Raw genomic sequence first — 17582 nt, 5'->3', positions numbered from 1 at the left:
ATGCGACCAGATTACGCAGAAAACTGCAGAAATTAGCGGGTAACCTGCGCTATTGCTTGAGTTTTCAGCTAAAATCACGCAGCATAGCAAAGCGCCCGTTGGGTATGGTATCTGGATCAGTATGTCTGTCTCCGGTACCAACTAGCTATTTTTGGCTATATAAAGCATCGTACAAAGAAGGGGAATAGAGTGAACAAGTCCGAGCTGATTGAAGCAATTGCGGCATCTGCTGACCTTCCCAAGGCTGCCGCTGGTCGTGCCCTGGACGCCATGATTAACTCTGTCACCACTGCACTGAAAGATGGTGAGCAAGTTGTCCTGGTTGGCTTTGGCACTTTCGCTGTTAAAGAGCGTGCGGCTCGTACTGGCCGTAACCCTCAGACCGGTGAGCCTATTGAGATTGCTGCTGCCAAGATTCCTAGCTTCAAGGCTGGTAAAGCTCTCAAGGACGCGGTTAACTGATCACGCGCCTGGGATGAAGTCCTGAGACTTCAGTGAACCACAAAGGAACTGTGGCAAGAATCTGCAGTTGGTATCATCAAAGACTGTTAATTTTTTGCTGCTTTCCGAAAAGGCGCATCCTGTGATGCGCTTTTTTTGTTGGTAAGGCCTGAAATTTCTGAAGTTCCATTTCAAAAATATCAATTGCAGGCCAGATCAGCTACACCTGACGCTACTTCTCTGAGAGTGTTTTCTTGTGAGAGGTTAGTGGAGTTACCTTCGCAAGGCCCGAACATCAGGTTCGTGTCACTATGAATATAATGCTAAAGCGAGCCCGGAACCTGAGGTTAGTATGCTCCAATCAATGAGGGATAAGGCAAAGAGCTGGGTAACATTTATTGTTGTCGGCATCATTGCTTTCATGATGGCGATCACCGGCCTGGAAACGCTGGCGCCTAATCCTAACAATCCTAATGTCGCTACCGTTAACGGCGAAGATATCACCCGTGCCCAGTTGACTCAGTCACTGGAGCAGCAGAGAAGAATGCTGATACAGCAGATGGGTGATCAGTTTGATCCATCCCTGATTGATGAAAATCTGCTGAAGGAATCTGTTCTCCAGTCACTGATTGATCGCACTCTGTTGTTGCAAGAAGCCAAAGATGGCGGAATGGGTGTCGGTCAGAAAGAGCTGGATGCCATGATCATCAGCATGCCTGAATTCCAACAGGACGGTAAGTTCAATCAGGACCGTTTCATGATGATGGTCCGCAGCTTTGGTATGTCACCTGCCCAGTTTCGAGTACTGCTGAGTGATGAAACTGTGCTTCAACAGATTCAGGCAGGTGTTGCCAGCACTGAGTTTGTGACCCAGTCAGAAATCAATAAGCTGACAGCACTTGAAAGCCAGAAGCGTGACATCGCCTGGTTGACGCTTGATGTCGCTAAAATTCGTGACAGCATTGAGCCTACCGACGAACAGATCAACGAGTACTATGAAGCCCATGGCGATCAGTACATGACCCCTGAGCAGGTTGAGATCAGTTTCGTTGAGATGGATAAGTCATCCATGGTGAGCGACCTTGAAGTTGATGAACAGGAGATTAAGGACGAGTACCAGCGTCGCCTTCAAGACATTGAAGAGAATGCTGCAGATACTCAAACAGTGTCCACTATTCTGATTCAGACAGGTGAAAAGCGTTCACTGGAAGAAGCTCGTAAAGTTGCTGCTGAAGTAGAATCCAAGATTAAGGCGGGTGAAGATTTTGCCAAGTTGGCAGAAGCGTATTCCGACGACCCTGTAACCGCTGCCAAGGGTGGTGATATGGGGCAGGTTCAGCCTGGCATTTTTGGTGATACTTTTGATGATACCGTAGCGTCTCTGGAGCCAGGTCAGGTTTCTGCACCTGTTGAGACCGATTTCGGTATGCAGATCATTAAGGTGACTGCCCGCGAGAAGCCTTCCATTCCAAGCTTTAACGAGCTGAAAGATGAGATCAAGGCTGATTTGAAGAGCCAGGAATCTGAGACGGTTTATCTCGATAAAACCCGTCAGATGGCAGATATCAGTTTTGAAGCGTCTGATCTTGCTCAGCCAGCAGAGCAACTGGGCCTGACTATTCAGTCCGCCGGTCCGTTTACTCGTCAAGGTGGTAGTACAGAACTGACTTCCAATGCAAAAGTTATTGCAGCGGCTTTCAGTGATGATGTACTTGAGCTGGGTGCCAACAGTGAACTGATTGAACTGTCTCCAAAGAAGGCGATGGTGCTGAGAGTTAAAAAGCATCTGAAGCCTGAACTGCGTCCATTGGCAGAAGTGAAAGACAGCATTGTTCAGGCTATCAAGGTTGAACAGGCACGTGAACAGCTGGTGAGCAAGGCAGACGCTCTGCAAGCCCAGCTGGTTGCAGGTGAGTCTCTTGAGAAAGTGGCGGAGTCTGCAGGTCTGAAGTGGACTGAGAGCAAAGAGATTGCCAGAAGACAGCAGGGTGTTCCTCAGCAATTACTGACGGAATCATTTAAAATGCCTCACCCTGAAGTGGGTCAGTCGACTTTTGCAACTGCTGAGCTGAGTAATGGTGACATTGCAGTGATCGCTCTGAGTAAAGTCATTGAAGGTAAGTCCACTGAGGCAGATGCTGCTCGTGATCGAATGATGGCTGGTTACATTGCTAATGGTAACGGACGTAATCTCTTTACTGAGTACCTGAAGAGTCTGAAAGAGTCTGCAAAGGTCAAAATCACAAAAGAAGAAGAGTTATAAGAACGGGTTTACGACCTGATACTTTACTCATAAAAAAACCCGGCATCAGCCGGGTTTTTTTATGATCAGATGTTGCCAATGAAAGGGGGGGTCTTTGAAGCCTGTTTTGTCAGTCTTTCTTTTCTCGAAGTTAAGAGAGAACTCAGAATGTTCTCTGAATCCTCTCTATCAATATTAACCTCGAATGATCTCTCTTCTTGAGGCTTTTACAGCTGGTTTTGTATAACTTTTGATGCCTCTGACCAGTGCGCGAGCCTCTCGACGCTTTAGGTCCAGTTCCAGAACTTCTGTCATGACTTTAGGTAGAGACAGGCTTGGGTTTTCCAGAACAGCATTTACGAACGTGTTGCTATTCAAATCCAGTACCTTTGACAGTTCAATGGCTGTTGCTGCTCGGGTGATATCACGACGCTTGAGATCCAGTTTGGCTCTGCGAAGTTCAGAATCTTCCATAGCCAGAAGAGATTCAAGACTGTGCTCTTTTTTCAGAGCCAGAGACCAGGCTGTGGAAACGCTGTCCAGATACAGGACTTCGTCTGAATTCAGTGTCTCTATGGCAGAGAGTTTCAACAGTTCATCGTCAGCAGAGAGCAGGGCAGTCTGGTGCTCATTCTTGTCAGCGAATTCAGGATAAGCAATACCCCAGCTGGCAATAATGTCGCTGTTGTAGTCAGTCATTTCAAGAGAGACTTTTCCATCTGGAATATCGCTGACCCTGATGGTCTGCGTTTCAGACAAGCTGTAGTCCAGCGTCAGGATGACAGGGTCATGGTCAGAAGAGCGGTAGACGTTGTCTGATTTCTCCAGATCACCGGAATATTTGCGGCTGTATTCAAACAGGCTGTTTTCCAGAGAGTTGATGTGCCAGTCGGTCACAGCATTAAGTTTGGCGGTAATTGAACCGGAGCCCAGAACGTGGTCGAGACTGCCCAGCTCACCGTCAAAGCTGTAGGAGAAAGCATCGGTGCCCAGCATGAATTCAGCCAGATTAATGTAACCATAACCTGTGTTCAGTTCACGTCCCTGAGTTCCATCCAGAGGTTGGTCTGCTATGAAGGTGTAGGGTGCTGTAATCAGTTTTCGACCTTCACCCGCGTAATCGGTCAGCAGGCGTACAGGGTCTTCTTTACCGTAGGCGTTGATATCTCCTAAAATCAGCACGTCACCTGCCGTATTGCCGCGCATATAGTGACCCAGAACGTCGGCAGCAGACAGTCTGAATTCATTACAACTGCCTTGAAGGTCGTCAACGTACCCATCGATTCGTTTGGCATTGCGCTCATCGATTCTGCCGCTGCTGTTCAGCGGGACAGGTTGCTGATATTCAACGAAGTCGTTGTAGCATTGAGAGCCTTTGGATTTCAGGTGATTAACGACAACGGTCAGATCACGTTGCTGTCCATCTTCCAGTTTGACTCCGAAAGTTTGTACCAGTGCGTTACGCTGGCCCTTGAACAGGCTTTTGGTAACTTCTTCGCCTCCCTGCAGTGCCTGATACTCAGCTCGCTGAGCCGGCATCTCGATAATCTCTGAAGTTCCGTCCAGGGATACTTTGGCAGGACGATAAAGCAAGCCAACGGTAATCGCATCGGTGCCAATGACACCGCCATCAGGCGATGTTACAAACTGATAGTGGTCTTCACTGTTTTGCAGTTCGGCATTCAGGCCGTTGATCAGGTCCTGAATGGCCGAAGCTTGTCCAAAACCATTATTTTCAATTTCCATCAGCCCGATGATATCTGCGTCCATTTCAATCATGGCATTGATGATTTTGGTGCGCTGCTTGTTGAAATCCGCTTCATTGCTGCCAGCACCACGGTTCTGGCTCAGTGGATTGCTGTCACCGCCCACTCCTGAATTGAAGTAGTTGAGTACATTAAAGCTGGCAATAGTCAGGTCTCTGTTGGCTGGCAGTTCAGGCTGGCTGGTACGGTCTGAGAAGTCATGCTGGAAGTCAGCTGCAATCAAGTTCTCATCAGTAGCTGTGATCAGACGGTATTCGCCGTAGCTGAAACCAATGACACCTTCCAGATTCTCTACCTTGTCACCTATGCGGATGTAGCCGTCTTCTGCATTGAAGCCGCTGAAATAGGGCAAGTCGCCATTGGCTGGTTTTTGATCTGTTTCAACAAACAGATGCCCCTTGTCGTTGCTAGCAGCGAGCTGTTTGGCTTCGTCGCTCAAAGCTGGATGCTTTTGGGTTGGTTTATAAAGCGGTGCTGACAGTGATAGCACCATATTGTTTCTAAAACTCTTGAAATCAAAGCCGAAGTTACGTGTCACCACCAGGGCGGAGTCTGTGGTTGTGACCAGCATACCTTCATAAGCTTCCAGCTGATCTTCCAAAGGCAGGCTTGGGTCCAGCTGCAGGTAGGTTGGGGAGGCAGTCTGACTCTCTTCAAGCACCTGGTAGTTTGTTTCAGTCATGGAAACCTGGGTTTGACTGAAGAATTCTTTAACCTGACCTTGCAGGCAGACGACGGAGCCTTCCTTAATGTCGTCTGCAGGTGCGCTGCCGGTGTAAATAAAGATACCGTCTGAGGTCAGGTCATTGTTATCACCTTTTGCGTCTTGGATGAAGAAGCCCTTGTACAGAGATTCAACTCGTTTAGTAACAATACCTTTAACGGTAACAGTATCACCCGAGAAACTGCCCTCTGGTACCAGTGGGCTGGTGTCGCCTTCACCCTGAATGTCGTAAACCGCTGTCAGTTCACCTTCGCAAACCCAGGCGGGAGGGGGTGGAGTTCCGCCATCTGTCGGAGCATTGCCAAGACCTTTGATGGTGTTTTTAGCCAGTGCATCCCAGTCAGTCGTCTGGTACGTGGTATTGGCAGCAAGAGCGCTGGACTTTCTTGACAGTGTTTTGTCCTTGCCAAAATTAACATCCCCAAATACACCGACCTGGTCGATGGTCTGTCCTTCACTGGTCTGTAGTTCAATGGGGTCGTCACCATTAAAGTTGGTAACTGAGCTGTTCAACTGCTGAGCTCTGGCTTTCAGAGCGTCGCTCGCATTGCTGTGAGCAATGACATAGGTGCCGCCATCAGGGAGGCTGCCAGACAGGGCGAGGGTGCTTTTGGATGAGGCATTGCCGTTGGTGAACTTAACTAACTGATAGTGAGAAAGGTCTATGGTGGAACCACTGTTATTAAATAGCTCAATGGCTTTTTCGTAGCTGCTGCCTTCGACGTATTCAGAAATAATAAAGTCGGCCTGAGCAAAAGAGGGTAGAGCAGTGCCTACCGCAATAGCCATAGCCAGCGGGGTCAGGTTATTTTTCACAGTGTTTTACTCGTTCTTAGTTGTTGTCATAACTGCTTATTGTTTTTGTACGACGATACATGTCGAAAATGACAGTTATATAACTACTGCTTTGAGAAAGGAGAGTGCACCTGACTGAAGTTCAGCAGGCGCATAGGTTTTATCGTTGACGCACTTTACTGGCGAACAACACCTTCGGGCTTATGATTAGCCACTTTCAGAGGTGAGTTGTTTTCAACGTATTCCTTAAGAACGTCTGCATCCAGGAAGCCGGTATCAACAAAACCCACTTTGTCGGTCAGCTTGGGGTATTTGTCGCCACCGCCAGCAGAGAAACTCAGGATGGCCATCTTGTAGGTTTTGTCTGTGTCGATCTTGTCACCCGCTACTTTGACGTCACTGACCTTGCCGTCATTAATCATCATCTCAATGCCTGAAAAATGAGCAAAAGCACCGCTGTTAGTAGGCTTGGCTGCAACGACCGCAAGATAGTCCAGAACTTCCTGGCCGTTCATTTCAACCGTGGTCAGAGTATTGCCAAAAGGCAGAACAGTCAGGACATCTTTGTAAGTGATTTCACCTTCGTCGATGCTGGCGCGAATGCCGCCACCGTTCATTACCGCAAAATCAGCCCCGGTCTTGGCCATGAAGGCTTCTGTCAGCAGAGTGCCCAGATTAGTCGGTTCAAAACGGACTTCTTTACGTTCGCCTAGCAAGCGTTGATCAACAGTGCCCACTTTTTCCTCTACCAGTTTGGCGCCTTTCTTCTGGTATGGCTCAAGCAGTTCCACCATGGCAGGGTCCTGAGCGATCTTTACTTCGGCATTTTTGGGGTTTACTGCTATTAGTTTGTAGTCAACCAGGGTCAGGTCGCCGTTTTTAAATTCAAAGTCAGCACGGCCAACGAATTTGCCCCATTCCTGTGCTTGTACAATGTAAGTTCCGTTTTGCTGGTCTGGCTTGAACAATGGGTCTTGAGAGTGACCGCCGACAATCAGATCAATTCCGTCAACGTTTCTGGCCAGGGTAACGTCACCAGGTGCGTTCACGCCGAAATTAGCGTCGACATAGTGGCCCATGTGAGTGGAGGCGATGATGACATCCGCTTTCTTTTCCAGTTCAGGCACCAGTCTGGAAGCCACATCTACAGGCTCTTGAAAAGTCAGGCCGGTAACATTCTCTGGGCTGGTCTGTTTTGGTGTATCGGTTGTAGTAAGACCCATGATGGCTACACGCAAACCGTTCACGTCGATGAGAGTGTATGGCTTGAAGAGAGGTTCACCGGTTTTGTCGTCAATAATGTTGGCTGACAGGAATGGGAACTTGGCCAGGTCTTTCTGCATGTCGAGAATGGCACGTGGATTATCAAATTCGTGGTTACCTACGGCCATGGCGTCATAACCAAGCAGGTTCATCCCCATGAAGTCGGGAACGGCGTCCTGCAGGTCGGATTCGGGAACACCGGTGTTGATGTCGCCACCGGACAGTAACAGTACATTACCACCTTCAGCCTGAACCTCTTCACGAATCTGGTTAACCAGAGTCATACGGGCAGCCATGCCGTAACGGCCTTTACGATCCTGCCAGAAATGACCGTGGTGGTCATTGGTGTGAAGAATGGTCAGTTTGTAGGTTTTGTCTTGCTGGTAGCTGACTTCGGGTTGAGTTTGAACGAGAGAGCAGCCGCTGATAGAGAGGGCCAGAGCTGTTGCAGTAAACAGCTTCATACCGTGTCGCAGTACTTGCATAGAAGGCATCCTTGGTTGACTGATTTCATTGTTATGATAGGCCGCCCTGCCAGGATGTCAGACGACACTTACAGCCAATTTCTTATTATGAGAACCACTCCCCCTGTGGGGGGAGTGGATCGTGCACACTGTACAGTGCGGGTTTACAATCAGAACTTGTAGTCCAGGTAAACACGCAGCTGGTTTTCGTCGTTTTCGCCAGGTACATTGTCGTGGGTGTACATTGCGTAGCGAACGCGTGTGCTCAAACCTTTAACGTTCTTGAACTTGTACTTCACATCAATCCCGTGTTCGGTTTCAGAAGCGTCACCGCCGCCTGCTACGTCAATGCCGGAACCGTGGCGGAATTTGTAATCGATGGTCAAACCTTTGAAGCCTGCGTCGGCGAAGTTATAACCGAAACCAAGGGCTACGACTTTTTCACCATCCCAGTAGAACTCTTCAATCAGACCGGAATGGGTCCAGGTGTTCCAGGCACCGTAGGAGTAACGGCCGAAGTCGTAGTAATGACGACCTGTCTTCTCTACACCACCGTAGGTGTAAGAGTCAGCAGTGGTGTAACCCAGACCGGCGCGAACATAGGCAGCACCGAAGGAGTACTTGGTATTGAAGTCAAAAGTCTGGGCTTTATCGCCAAAACCGTTACCACCCCAGCCACCACGGCCGCTCCAGAGGTCACCGTTCTCCTGGGAAATACGGTAGTTACCTTCCAGAGTCAAGCCGTTGCCGTCGGCCATTTTGGTGTGATGCTTAACAATGAACTGATGGCCTTTCAGGTAATCTTTGGCGAAGCCATTCATGTATTTGAGGCTGAAGTTATCGATTTTGTAGTTCGCTTCCATGCCCAGGATGGAATCAATACGCTTGCCTTCGTAGGTTTCCATGTGCTTCATGCCTGCAGTGTCTCTAGGCAGAACAGCATTAACCCAGGCAAGGCCGAGATTCAGTCCGCTGAAGTTAAAGTCAGCATCGATACCCTGCCAGGAACTGGGGATAGAGCGAGAACCGGAGCCCGAAATCAGGCCGGTGTAGATACGGGTACGGCCAGCTTTGAAAGAAGCGCCTAAGTCTTTGCTGCCAAACTTGGCTTTCAGGTAAGCCTGACCAAGCTTGCTCATGCCATTTTTATTGCCATAGGTCAGCAGGTTTTTAGGGTCTTTGGTGTCGCCGTCATCAATGGCAGCGGCTCCGTAGTAAGAGGCATCAAAACCGATGGTGTCAAAAGCGTAGCCAGACTTTAGGTTGATGACTGCACTGGCAGTCCATGCACCTGCATCGCGTCCACCTTCTTTTTTGTCTGCGTCGATATAGACCGTTCTCAGCTTGCCGCCGATGGTGGCGTCTTCATAAAGTGAGCTGAAATCTGCGTGGGCTGTTGTTGCTGTGATAGCTGCAGTGATAGCTGCAGTGATAGCTGCAGTAATAGCTAAACAAAGTGTACTCTTCCGGTACATCGTAACTCCCTGGGTGTTGTGCTTGTTGTATTTATTGTTATGGTCAGTCATTCCCAAGCAATTTTAATGCCATTGGAAAGCCCCTATGACCATAATGGTGTCAGCGATTCATGCTGCTTTATGAGCAGGTACGATCGGATTTTGGATTTTAGTGCTAGTTAAATTAATTTGCATCATAAATTTATAAGTTTGTTGACTTAGTAGTCAGATATTTTAAATTGAATTTACCTCCTGATTTTACGGGCATAATGATTTGTAAGTTTTTAAACGACAATTGTGCTCTTAACAAAAAAAACATAACGGAGTTAATCGGTTTGATTAACAGGAAGTGTTCTCAGTGATTAAACAGAGGGGCAGTTTTTGTAAAAGTTAAGTGAAGGCTTTTAAGCAGAGGAGGGTGAGTTTAATGATATTTTATTCTTCTGAAGGTAAATAAGGGCAGGGGATTTGTTCCAGTTGATCGTTGCCATCAACGTACCAGTCAATTTGACCGTCTCTGGTATTCAGCTTAACCGTGACTTCCGGTTCAGTTGCTTGAACAATACCCCGTTTCAGGGACTCCATGGATACAATAGACCGGCCCGATATCTGATAGGTTTTCAGTCCCATAATGCCTGCACCCCTGGCGCCCAGTAAATAGGAAGGTTTGCTGGCTGTCATTGTGTAATCAACAGCGAGGTTTCCGTCTGCCAGTTGTGTGACCGTAACGAGGTTACTGTCGTTTGGATCTCTGCCCATGGGGGTTAGTAGAAAAGGCGTAACCTGTCTTAAGCGATAGGTTTCCAGCTTGGTTTGATAGGCTGCAAAAGTCTGGGTCAGTAGTTTTGACAAGGTTCTGGCAGCATGTCTGTTGCCTAGAAAACGCATCAGTTGTGTGGTTTGCAATGTATGACTGATATGAGAAAAATTCTGGTCTTTTCTTCTCTTTCTGCTGCCACTGGCAACTTTGAGTTGGAAGTCTGTTCTCGGGCGATCTTTTTCAAATTGGCTCAACATTTCATCGGAACGGTTGATGCTGTCCAAAATGGATTGCCACTCTTTTTTCATCATCTTTTCAACACCCAGAAACTCTGGGGAAACGCTTTCTTCTTCATGAAGAGCATACTTCAGCGCAACCGGCAGTCTTTTTGTGATGTCCCCTGTTATATGGTTTAGCCATTGTTCAGAAGGGACTTTAATCATTTGACGGGTTTCAGAGGAAATACTCGATAGTGAACAAGCATCGTGAACTTCCTCAATCAGTCCAAACAGGCGCGATAAGCCTTTGTCACTGGAAAAGTCATCGCTGCTTTCAGTGACTTGTGCCAATAATGATGGGATCTCGGTGACATAGAACTTTCTTAAATCTCTGTCCATTGAGTTGAATCGCTCCACTTGCTGAACGATTAAATTAAAATCCTTGTGAAAGGAGTGTTGCCAGGGAGTGTTCTGGATAGCACTGTCAGGCGCTATATCAATTAGATTCCTGGCCATTAGGGAAAATAGATGGCTAAGCATTCTGGCTTGTTCTGGTGCCTGAACCAGAAGTGCGATGATGTAATGATTAAGCCTTTCTTCGGTTAATTGCTGTTGTTGAATATCGGAAAATATGCCTGTCAGTATTGTTTGCGTATTTTCGTCCAGGGAAGCTGAAGACAATGCAACCAGGCATTCCATTAAAACCGGTTGAACAGGATCTGTGTTTTCTGCTTTGGCAAGCTGCTGTTCCAAAGCCTGATGGGATTGAAGTGCATTGACAAAGCGTTGTATTGATTGATCCAGCCCTTTGAAGTACTGAATGCTGGGGTGGATTGTCAGTTCAAGTAAGTGGTGCAGATTATCTTCTTCTAATGGCTTCTGGAGCTCACTCTGCAGGGGCTCGCCCACAAATGGTGCTAATGAGTGGCAGAAGGATTTCAGTTTTTTTAAGGTCATGAGACCTTTTTGTTCAGAAACCAATGATTGAACGGGACGGGATTTTCGCACTCGTTCCATTTTTTCCAGATGATGATGTGTGATCCCGACAGAGACTAAAGTGTAGCTATCGTCGCTGCTTCTGCGGATAAAACCCATCTGGTTTAATTCATCATTTGAATAAAGGGGAGCGTCTCCTGCTCTTGCGGGATAAACGCAATGGAACACGAAGCCCTGATCAAGGGTGCCTCCATCATTGAGCCATGTTCGACCAAATTCAACAGGGTCCGGGCATGAGAGATAGCGGTCCAGCAGAAATAATTTTCTGTCGTTGAGCTTTGAGGCGAAGAACCCCGAGGGTTTCAGTGAGTCTCTTTGTCCAGCTGCCAGTCCAAGTTCTGTCAGTACGAAAGCGACTTTACTGCGCAATTGGTCTTTGCTGTCGTAAAAGTCGGAGTAGTGATTCTCAAGTGAGCCCACAAAACGATCCAGTTCGCGCTGTCTTAGCCTCTTGTTCCGTAACTGCAGGAGTTCCTCTCCTGTACCTATAGAGAATATTTGCCACTGTTGAAGTGTTTTTGCCGAGAAGGGTTGCCTGTTTGGCAGAGTGTTCTGTGGGGGGAGGACTCTGACCTTGTGACCCAGCCAAAGGCCGGAGGTGCGATTAAGCCCACTTGCTAAAGAGTGATAAGCTGAGCTGACAAAACTGGCGATCCGCATGTTGGCATAATCTTCCATGAAAAGGCTGATGGTGCTCAGTGCATATCTTTAGAGCCCTAATAAAAAAATAGTGAGAAAAGAGACAGTTAGCCAGTTGAGAGAGCGTCAGTAGTCAATATATTTACTGGAACGCTCTCTGTTTGTTCAGAATTACCCCCGTTTTCAGGCTAGGGTTCTGTCGGGATTCAGGCGAAACGCCTCTAACATCAACTGGGATCTGACAACAGCCTCCTAGTCTTCCAGTTCAAGCATCCAGTCACCGGGTAGCCAGAAATCGTCCAGATCCATCGAAAGTACAGGGCGGTCGCCCTGGTCCAGTAGTGCTTTGGCGTCTTCGAAGGCTTCCAGGCAGTCATCGGCCAGTATGGGGCCTATCATCTCAGGTCGGAACTCGCTGTCTGTATCGGCACGCTCCAGTATTTCTCTGGATTCGAAGCCAAAAGTGCAACCCCAGAGTTCTCTGAGCTGGCTTCTGGAAGCACCAAAGACTATTTTGGCAATGTTGATGTCGTGCATTTTACACCAGAGAATAGTGGACATCGCGGCACATTCTGGCTCGGCATTGGTCAGCAGAATCAGTTCCTGATCGCGGCGGACATGATAATTTTGGACGAGAGCGTGCAGAGCCAACCCTTCAGCGCTGAACAAAGGGCTGATGTGACGAGCGTAAGCTGCCGTCACCAGTATCTGACCGCAGGGATCCAGAATACAGCAGGAAAAGGGAGCTACCGGGTTGGCATTGATACCCAGTTCAATGAGCTCTCCCATCATTTCTTCATACTCTTGCATAACCGTTCTCCGGGCTGAGTAAAAACGTGAAGATAAGCATGGGCTATAAGCTAGTCATAAATTGAGAGTTTTGCTCTTTTACCGTTAAAAGTGTTTATGGGAAGGCTCACTGATTGAAGTTTATAGAATTGTCATCAATTGTTTGCATGGGAGTTCCATGACGGAGTGTTCGACAGTACTATGTCCTCAAGGGATTCAAAGAATCATAAGCCCGCAGTATAAGGTGAAGAACGAATGATACCGGTTATTCTTTCAGGGGGCAGTGGTACTCGCCTGTGGCCTTTAAGCCGGAAAGACCATCCAAAACAGTTCCTGAAGTTGCTCTCGGATCACTCTCTGATTCAGGAGACTTTACTTCGATTGAGGGGAGTCACTGAGCAAAAACCCATTGTGATCTGTCATGAATCCCATCGATTCAAGGTGCTGGAGCACAGCCGCCAGATCAATCAGCCACTGGAAGCTATATTTCTTGAGCCGGTAGCCAGAAATACGGCCCCGGCACTGGCTCTGGTCGCATTACAGAAAATAGCTCTTGGACAGAATGATCCATTATTGGTGTTGCCTGCTGATCATAGAATTCTGGATGTAAAAGCATTCCAGGAGGCTCTCAAAGTGGCAGAACAACATGCTTTAACAGGCGCACTTGTCACTCTAGGTGTTGAAGCTGAGGAACCCCATACCGGTTATGGCTATATCAAACGTGGTGGCAAGAATGGAAATGCTTTTCGGATAGACAGCTTTCGTGAAAAGCCTGACCTGTCAAATGCCAGAGCCTATGTGGAGTCCGGTGATTATTACTGGAACAGTGGTATTTTCATGTTTCAGCCTGAGGCCTATTTGGATGAACTGCAACGCAATGAGCCTGGTATCGTGGTGGCTTGCCATAAGGCTTTGTGCAGTTTGCGTGAAGATCTGCAATTCCTTCGAATTAACGAAAAGGCTTACGGAAGCAGTCCATCCAGCTCTATCGACTATGCCGTCATGGAGCATACCCGAAAAGGAGTGGTAGTCCCTGTTTCCTGTGGCTGGTCAGACATTGGCAGCTGGACCTCTCTTCAGGCATGTTCTGAGCCAGACAGTGCAGGAAATGTCATCAAGGGCAAGGCCATAGTTGAGCATTGCAAGAACAATTACATACGCTCGGGTCACAGAACTATTGCTGCAGTGGGTGTTGAAAATCTGGTGATCGTAGACAGTCACGATGCGGTAATGGTGGCGTCGGCTGATCATGTTCAGGATGTGGGAAAACTGGCAAAGCAGTTTCAGGACTCTTCGACTATTTCATTAGCACAGCAGGAAGAAGAAATATTTCGTCCTTGGGGACATTACAAGAATTTGTCGGTTGAAGAAGGCTATTGTGTCAGGAAACTCAACATACTCCCGGGGGCATCATTATCTGAGCACAGCCACATGCTGAGATCAGAAAGCTGGGTTGTCCTCAAGGGACAGGCCCGGGTTAGTGTAGAAGGGCAGGTGCATGATCTGGGGCCAGGGGAATCGATCAATATTAAAAGTCAGCTTAAACACCGGTTGGAAAATATGGGTAGCGGGTCTCTTGAAATCATTGAAACTCAGACGGGGCTGACGATTTCGGAAGAGGATATTGATCGAATTGAGTCTGAGTAATTGGGAAGAAACATATCAGGGTTAGGGGTATAGATCTCTGAATATGTTTCAGCCTGAATAAATACCCCTTTCAACTCATAACGGTAAGGCAGTAGTGGATTTAACCGATGCCAGGGCCAGTGCTGTTTTAACATGACTGACACCGGGCAGGGTCAGCAATTCTTTCATGATAAATTCATTAAGAGCCTGACTGTTGAGTGCCATGACTTTGAGAAGGTAGTCCCCATCGCCGGTGATGGAATGGCACTCAAGGATCTGATCCATATGCAAGATAGACGTCTGGAAGCTTTCGGCTGAATGTTTTCCGTGCTTTTCCAGAGTCACAGTGACAAAAGCAGACACATCAAGCCCTAATGCCTTGGGGTTCAGCTGCGCTACCTGCTTTTTGATATATCCCAGTTTTTTGAGGCGATTGATCCGTCTGGAACACTGTGAACTGGACAGATTGACCCTGTGAGCCAGGTCGGCCAGGGACACACCATCTTCCTTCTGAAGGCTATCCAGAAGACTCACGTCGTACTTATCTAATGATTCAGCCATCATGAATACGGTCCTGGCATGCAATCAATTTGCATGATCATGTCTTATTACTTTTTATGTCGCAACCATTTTGCATGACCACCCTTTTATACTCTATTTAAACAGTGGATGCAGCTCTTTCCATTTATACCGTTGCCAAGCGGGTACCACTGGAATGCTTGTCCCTGAAGACTAACTACAATAATCAGGGGCGGAGAACCTGAGGGATTCAAGGCCGTTTATGCAAAAACGCTTAAGTCCTGCAAGCTCAGAATAATTCTTACAAATTGCTGATGCGCCAAGGTTGGCCGATAGACAGCATAGCGGACTTTACAAGGAATGTGAGCCCGGATTCATTCCATATACTGAGGGTAATTCATGAAAGGTATTGGCCATTCTGCAAAGGTTTCTGACATTAATCCCATGGGGACAGACGGTTTCGAGTTTGTGGAGTTTGCTTCTGCAACACCTGAGGCGCTTCATGAGTTTTTCTCCAGCCTGGGGTTTCAGGCGTCAGCTCACCACAAAAGCAGGAATATCACCCTTTACAAACAAGGCGATATACACTTTTTGGTGAATGGGGAGGTTAGCAGTTTTGGTCGACGTTTCCACGACAAGCATGGGCCTTGTGCTTGTGCTTTTGGTATACGTGTGGCGGATGCAAACTACGCGTTGGAGCGGGCCATTAATTTAGGGGCAGAACAGGGTGAGTCAGAATACTCAGTTGATGGTCGGGAAATCCCCTGTATTGTTGGGATAGGTGGCGCTCTTGTTTATCTGGTAGAGCGTTATGGACCTGCGGGCAGTATGTATGATGATGACTTTGAATTTGATCAGGCGTTAAAAGCTGAGTCTGAAGTTGGTCTGGAAGTACTTGATCATCTGACTCACAATGTGGCTCGTGGCAATATGGATAAATGGGCCGGCTTTTATGAAACGCTCTTCAATTTTCGTGAAATTCGTTATTTTGATATCGAAGGTAAATTGACTGGCCTGAAGTCGAGAGCCATGACCAGTCCCTGCGGTAAGGTCAAGATTCCCATTAACGAATCTTCTGATGACAAGAGCCAGATTGAAGAGTATCTGGAGCAATACAAGGGAGAGGGGATTCAGCACATTGCGCTGACGGCTGGAAATATTTATGAGGCAGTAGACAAAATGAAGGATCTGGGAGTCAAGTTCATGACTCCTCCTCCAGAAACCTATTACGAAATGCTCCATGAACGACTGCCATGGCATGGTGAAGACGTTGAAGCGCTTAAAACCAGGGCTATTCTGATGGATGGTGCGCCCACTGCAGACGGCGGCTTGCTACTGCAAATCTTTACTGAAACGGCCATTGGGCCGATCTTCTTTGAGATTATCCAGCGCAAAGGTGATGAAGGATTCGGTGAAGGTAATTTCAAAGCACTGTTTGAAAGTCTGGAGCGAGATCAGATCCGCAGAGGGGTCTTGCAGGACAGCTAATCTATCTGTTATTTCTCAGGTAGGGGAAAAGTCTATCCTCTACCTGATCTAAAACAGGGTCATGCATCAAACAGCATGAGCAGAAACTGCAGCTTACCAAGAATCTTGAAAATGGCTACAGTTCTGATAGGGCTGTATTTTCCTTGTAAAAGTGCCTGCATTTAATGCTCTGCGAATTGAAGTGTTTTCTCAAACAGCCATGAACTATGAAAATGATTACGGACTCTGGTCGTGATGCATTTTCATAGTAAAAGGAATCTTAGATTGAAGAAGCCCACTCAGTATGTAGCCCGAAAGCCTGATGAACATGGCTTTATTGAGTATCCAGCCGAAGAGCATGAAACCTGGCGCATACTATATGAGCGGCAGATCAAGGTGATTGAAAACAGAGCCTGCCTGGAATTTATTGACGGTCTGGATATACTCGGGCTTTCTGCTGAAGCAATTCCTCAGCTCAATGATATCAATGAGAAGCTGAGAGACTGCACCGGCTGGTCGGTAGCCAGGGTACCTGCCCTGATTTCTTTTGACCGTTTTTTTGAATTGCTGGCTAATCGTCAGTTTCCAGTTGCAACTTTTATCCGTACCCGGGAAGAGCTGGATTATCTCCAGGAGCCGGATATTTTCCATGAAGTTTTTGGCCATTGTCCGTTACTGACTAACCCGGATTTTGCTCAGCTGACAGCAATCTATGGTGAGCTCGGCCTGAAAGCCAGTAAGGAAGAAAGAATTTATCTTGCCAGACTGTACTGGATGACCGTTGAGTTTGGTCTGGTGGCTACCCGTGACGGACTTCGAATTTATGGAGGCGGTATTCTCTCCAGTTACAAAGAAACGCTTTATGCCTTGGAAAGCAGTGATCCTGATCGCCTGCCATTTGATATTTTAGAGGCTTTGAGAACACCCTACCGAATCGATATTCTCCAGCCCGTTTACTTTATTATCCAGTCACTGAGTGAGTTGCATAGCCTTACCGAGATGGACCTGATGGCAAAAGTCCATGAATCAATGAAGTTAGGTTTGCTGGAGCCAAAGTTCCCACCAAAAACGGCCTGACTGGACTGTGACTGACTCAAAGCTGATATTGGAAGGTTGGCTGAGTCGTCAGGTCTGATCATCATTTCAATAAAATTCTCATGATCTCTGGTCGATACACTCCATATCCAGGTATATGGCGGCGATCATGGGCAAAAGGATTAAGAGACTCCTTTCATTTCGCTTATTAAATGTGAGAGCGCCTTTCGTTTCACAGATTTTTGTTTGGTTCAATGCTCTGTTACTGCTGGGAATAGGTGGCTTATTCATTGTCCTGGTGCTGGCTATCTCTGAAGAGCCTGAGATTCGATATGAGGGTGGGGCAGGTCAAGATTCCTATGCCCATGCTGAAGAATGGATGTC

Annotated in this window: 12 protein-coding genes; 6 read left to right on the top strand and 6 right to left on the bottom strand. The window is 47.4% G+C overall.

Going from position 1 to position 17582, the window contains the following annotated elements:
- The first annotated feature begins 159 nt into the window (after positions 1-159).
- Both GZ78_RS21150 and GZ78_RS21145 read left to right on the top strand, forming a co-directional pair.
- On the top strand, positions 160-462 hold the full coding sequence (locus tag GZ78_RS21150; RefSeq protein WP_161787463.1) for an HU family DNA-binding protein: 303 nt from the start codon (positions 160-162) through the stop codon (positions 460-462).
- A 331-nt stretch (positions 463-793) separates the two neighbouring features.
- Positions 794-2704: a SurA N-terminal domain-containing protein gene (locus GZ78_RS21145; protein ID WP_081869979.1), complete on the top strand. Its 1911-nt coding sequence runs from the start codon at positions 794-796 to the stop codon at positions 2702-2704.
- Positions 2705-2878: 174 nt separating this feature from the next.
- On the opposite strand, the gene GZ78_RS21140 is transcribed toward GZ78_RS21145, so the two are convergent.
- The 5 genes from GZ78_RS21140 to GZ78_RS21120 form a co-directional block, all read right to left on the bottom strand.
- Positions 2879-5989, bottom strand: coding sequence for an ExeM/NucH family extracellular endonuclease (locus GZ78_RS21140; protein ID WP_051786415.1), 3111 nt, complete (start codon positions 5987-5989; stop codon positions 2879-2881).
- A gap of 155 nt (positions 5990-6144) precedes the next feature.
- On the bottom strand, positions 6145-7716 hold the full coding sequence (ushA, locus tag GZ78_RS21135; protein WP_051786449.1) for a bifunctional UDP-sugar hydrolase/5'-nucleotidase UshA: 1572 nt from the start codon (positions 7714-7716) through the stop codon (positions 6145-6147).
- Positions 7717-7865: 149 nt separating this feature from the next.
- Entirely contained in the window at positions 7866-9170 is a 1305-nt protein-coding gene (locus GZ78_RS21130; RefSeq protein WP_034840678.1) for an OprD family outer membrane porin, read from the bottom strand.
- A gap of 414 nt (positions 9171-9584) precedes the next feature.
- Positions 9585-11783 carry a hypothetical protein gene (locus GZ78_RS21125; RefSeq protein ID WP_236631637.1) on the bottom strand — a complete coding sequence of 733 codons (2199 nt, stop codon included), beginning with the start codon at positions 11781-11783 and terminating at the stop codon, positions 9585-9587.
- A 231-nt stretch (positions 11784-12014) separates the two neighbouring features.
- Entirely contained in the window at positions 12015-12572 is a 558-nt protein-coding gene (locus GZ78_RS21120) for a hypothetical protein (RefSeq protein ID WP_034840675.1), read from the bottom strand.
- 234 nt (positions 12573-12806) lie between these two features.
- Here GZ78_RS21120 and GZ78_RS21115 point away from each other — a divergent pair, with 234 nt between their 5' ends.
- The gene (locus tag GZ78_RS21115) at positions 12807-14198 is read left to right on the top strand and encodes a mannose-1-phosphate guanylyltransferase/mannose-6-phosphate isomerase (RefSeq protein ID WP_034840672.1); all 1392 of its coding nucleotides are present in this window, start codon (positions 12807-12809) and stop codon (positions 14196-14198) included.
- A 75-nt stretch (positions 14199-14273) separates the two neighbouring features.
- Here the strand turns inward: GZ78_RS21115 and GZ78_RS21110 are convergent, their stop codons facing one another.
- Entirely contained in the window at positions 14274-14741 is a 468-nt protein-coding gene (locus tag GZ78_RS21110) for an Lrp/AsnC family transcriptional regulator (protein WP_034840670.1), read from the bottom strand.
- A 354-nt stretch (positions 14742-15095) separates the two neighbouring features.
- On the opposite strand from GZ78_RS21110, the gene hppD reads away from it, so the two are divergent.
- The 3 genes from hppD to GZ78_RS30410 all read left to right on the top strand — a co-directional run.
- Positions 15096-16184, top strand: coding sequence for a 4-hydroxyphenylpyruvate dioxygenase (gene hppD, locus GZ78_RS21105; protein ID WP_034840668.1), 1089 nt, complete (start codon positions 15096-15098; stop codon positions 16182-16184).
- Positions 16185-16448: 264 nt separating this feature from the next.
- On the top strand, positions 16449-17240 hold the full coding sequence (gene phhA / locus GZ78_RS21100) for a phenylalanine 4-monooxygenase (RefSeq protein WP_034840666.1): 792 nt from the start codon (positions 16449-16451) through the stop codon (positions 17238-17240).
- Between the two features lie 127 nt (positions 17241-17367).
- Positions 17368-17582, top strand: a 215-nt coding sequence (locus GZ78_RS30410) for a hypothetical protein (protein ID WP_236631636.1), incomplete at its 3' end; no start/stop codon positions are given.

It is taken from the genome of Endozoicomonas numazuensis (genome assembly GCF_000722635.1).
GTDB lineage: Bacteria > Pseudomonadota > Gammaproteobacteria > Pseudomonadales > Endozoicomonadaceae > Endozoicomonas_A > Endozoicomonas_A numazuensis.
This window is presented reverse-complemented; position numbering and strand designations above follow the sequence as displayed.

What these genes read in the sequence shown, in the direction of transcription:
- GZ78_RS21145 (WP_081869979.1), top strand. Translation starts at nt 794, where the DNA reads ATGCTCCAATCAATGAGGGATAAGGCAAAGAGCTGGGTAACATTTATT.
- ushA (WP_051786449.1), bottom strand. Translation starts at nt 7,716, where the DNA reads ATGCAAGTACTGCGACACGGTATGAAGCTGTTTACTGCAACAGCTCTG.
- GZ78_RS21130 (WP_034840678.1), bottom strand. Translation starts at nt 9,170, where the DNA reads ATGTACCGGAAGAGTACACTTTGTTTAGCTATTACTGCAGCTATCACT.
- GZ78_RS21125 (WP_236631637.1), bottom strand. Translation starts at nt 11,783, where the DNA reads ATGCGGATCGCCAGTTTTGTCAGCTCAGCTTATCACTCTTTAGCAAGT.
- GZ78_RS21120 (WP_034840675.1), bottom strand. Translation starts at nt 12,572, where the DNA reads ATGCAAGAGTATGAAGAAATGATGGGAGAGCTCATTGAACTGGGTATC.
- GZ78_RS21115 (WP_034840672.1), top strand. Translation starts at nt 12,807, where the DNA reads ATGATACCGGTTATTCTTTCAGGGGGCAGTGGTACTCGCCTGTGGCCT.
- GZ78_RS21110 (WP_034840670.1), bottom strand. Translation starts at nt 14,741, where the DNA reads ATGATGGCTGAATCATTAGATAAGTACGACGTGAGTCTTCTGGATAGC.
- hppD (WP_034840668.1), top strand. Translation starts at nt 15,096, where the DNA reads ATGAAAGGTATTGGCCATTCTGCAAAGGTTTCTGACATTAATCCCATG.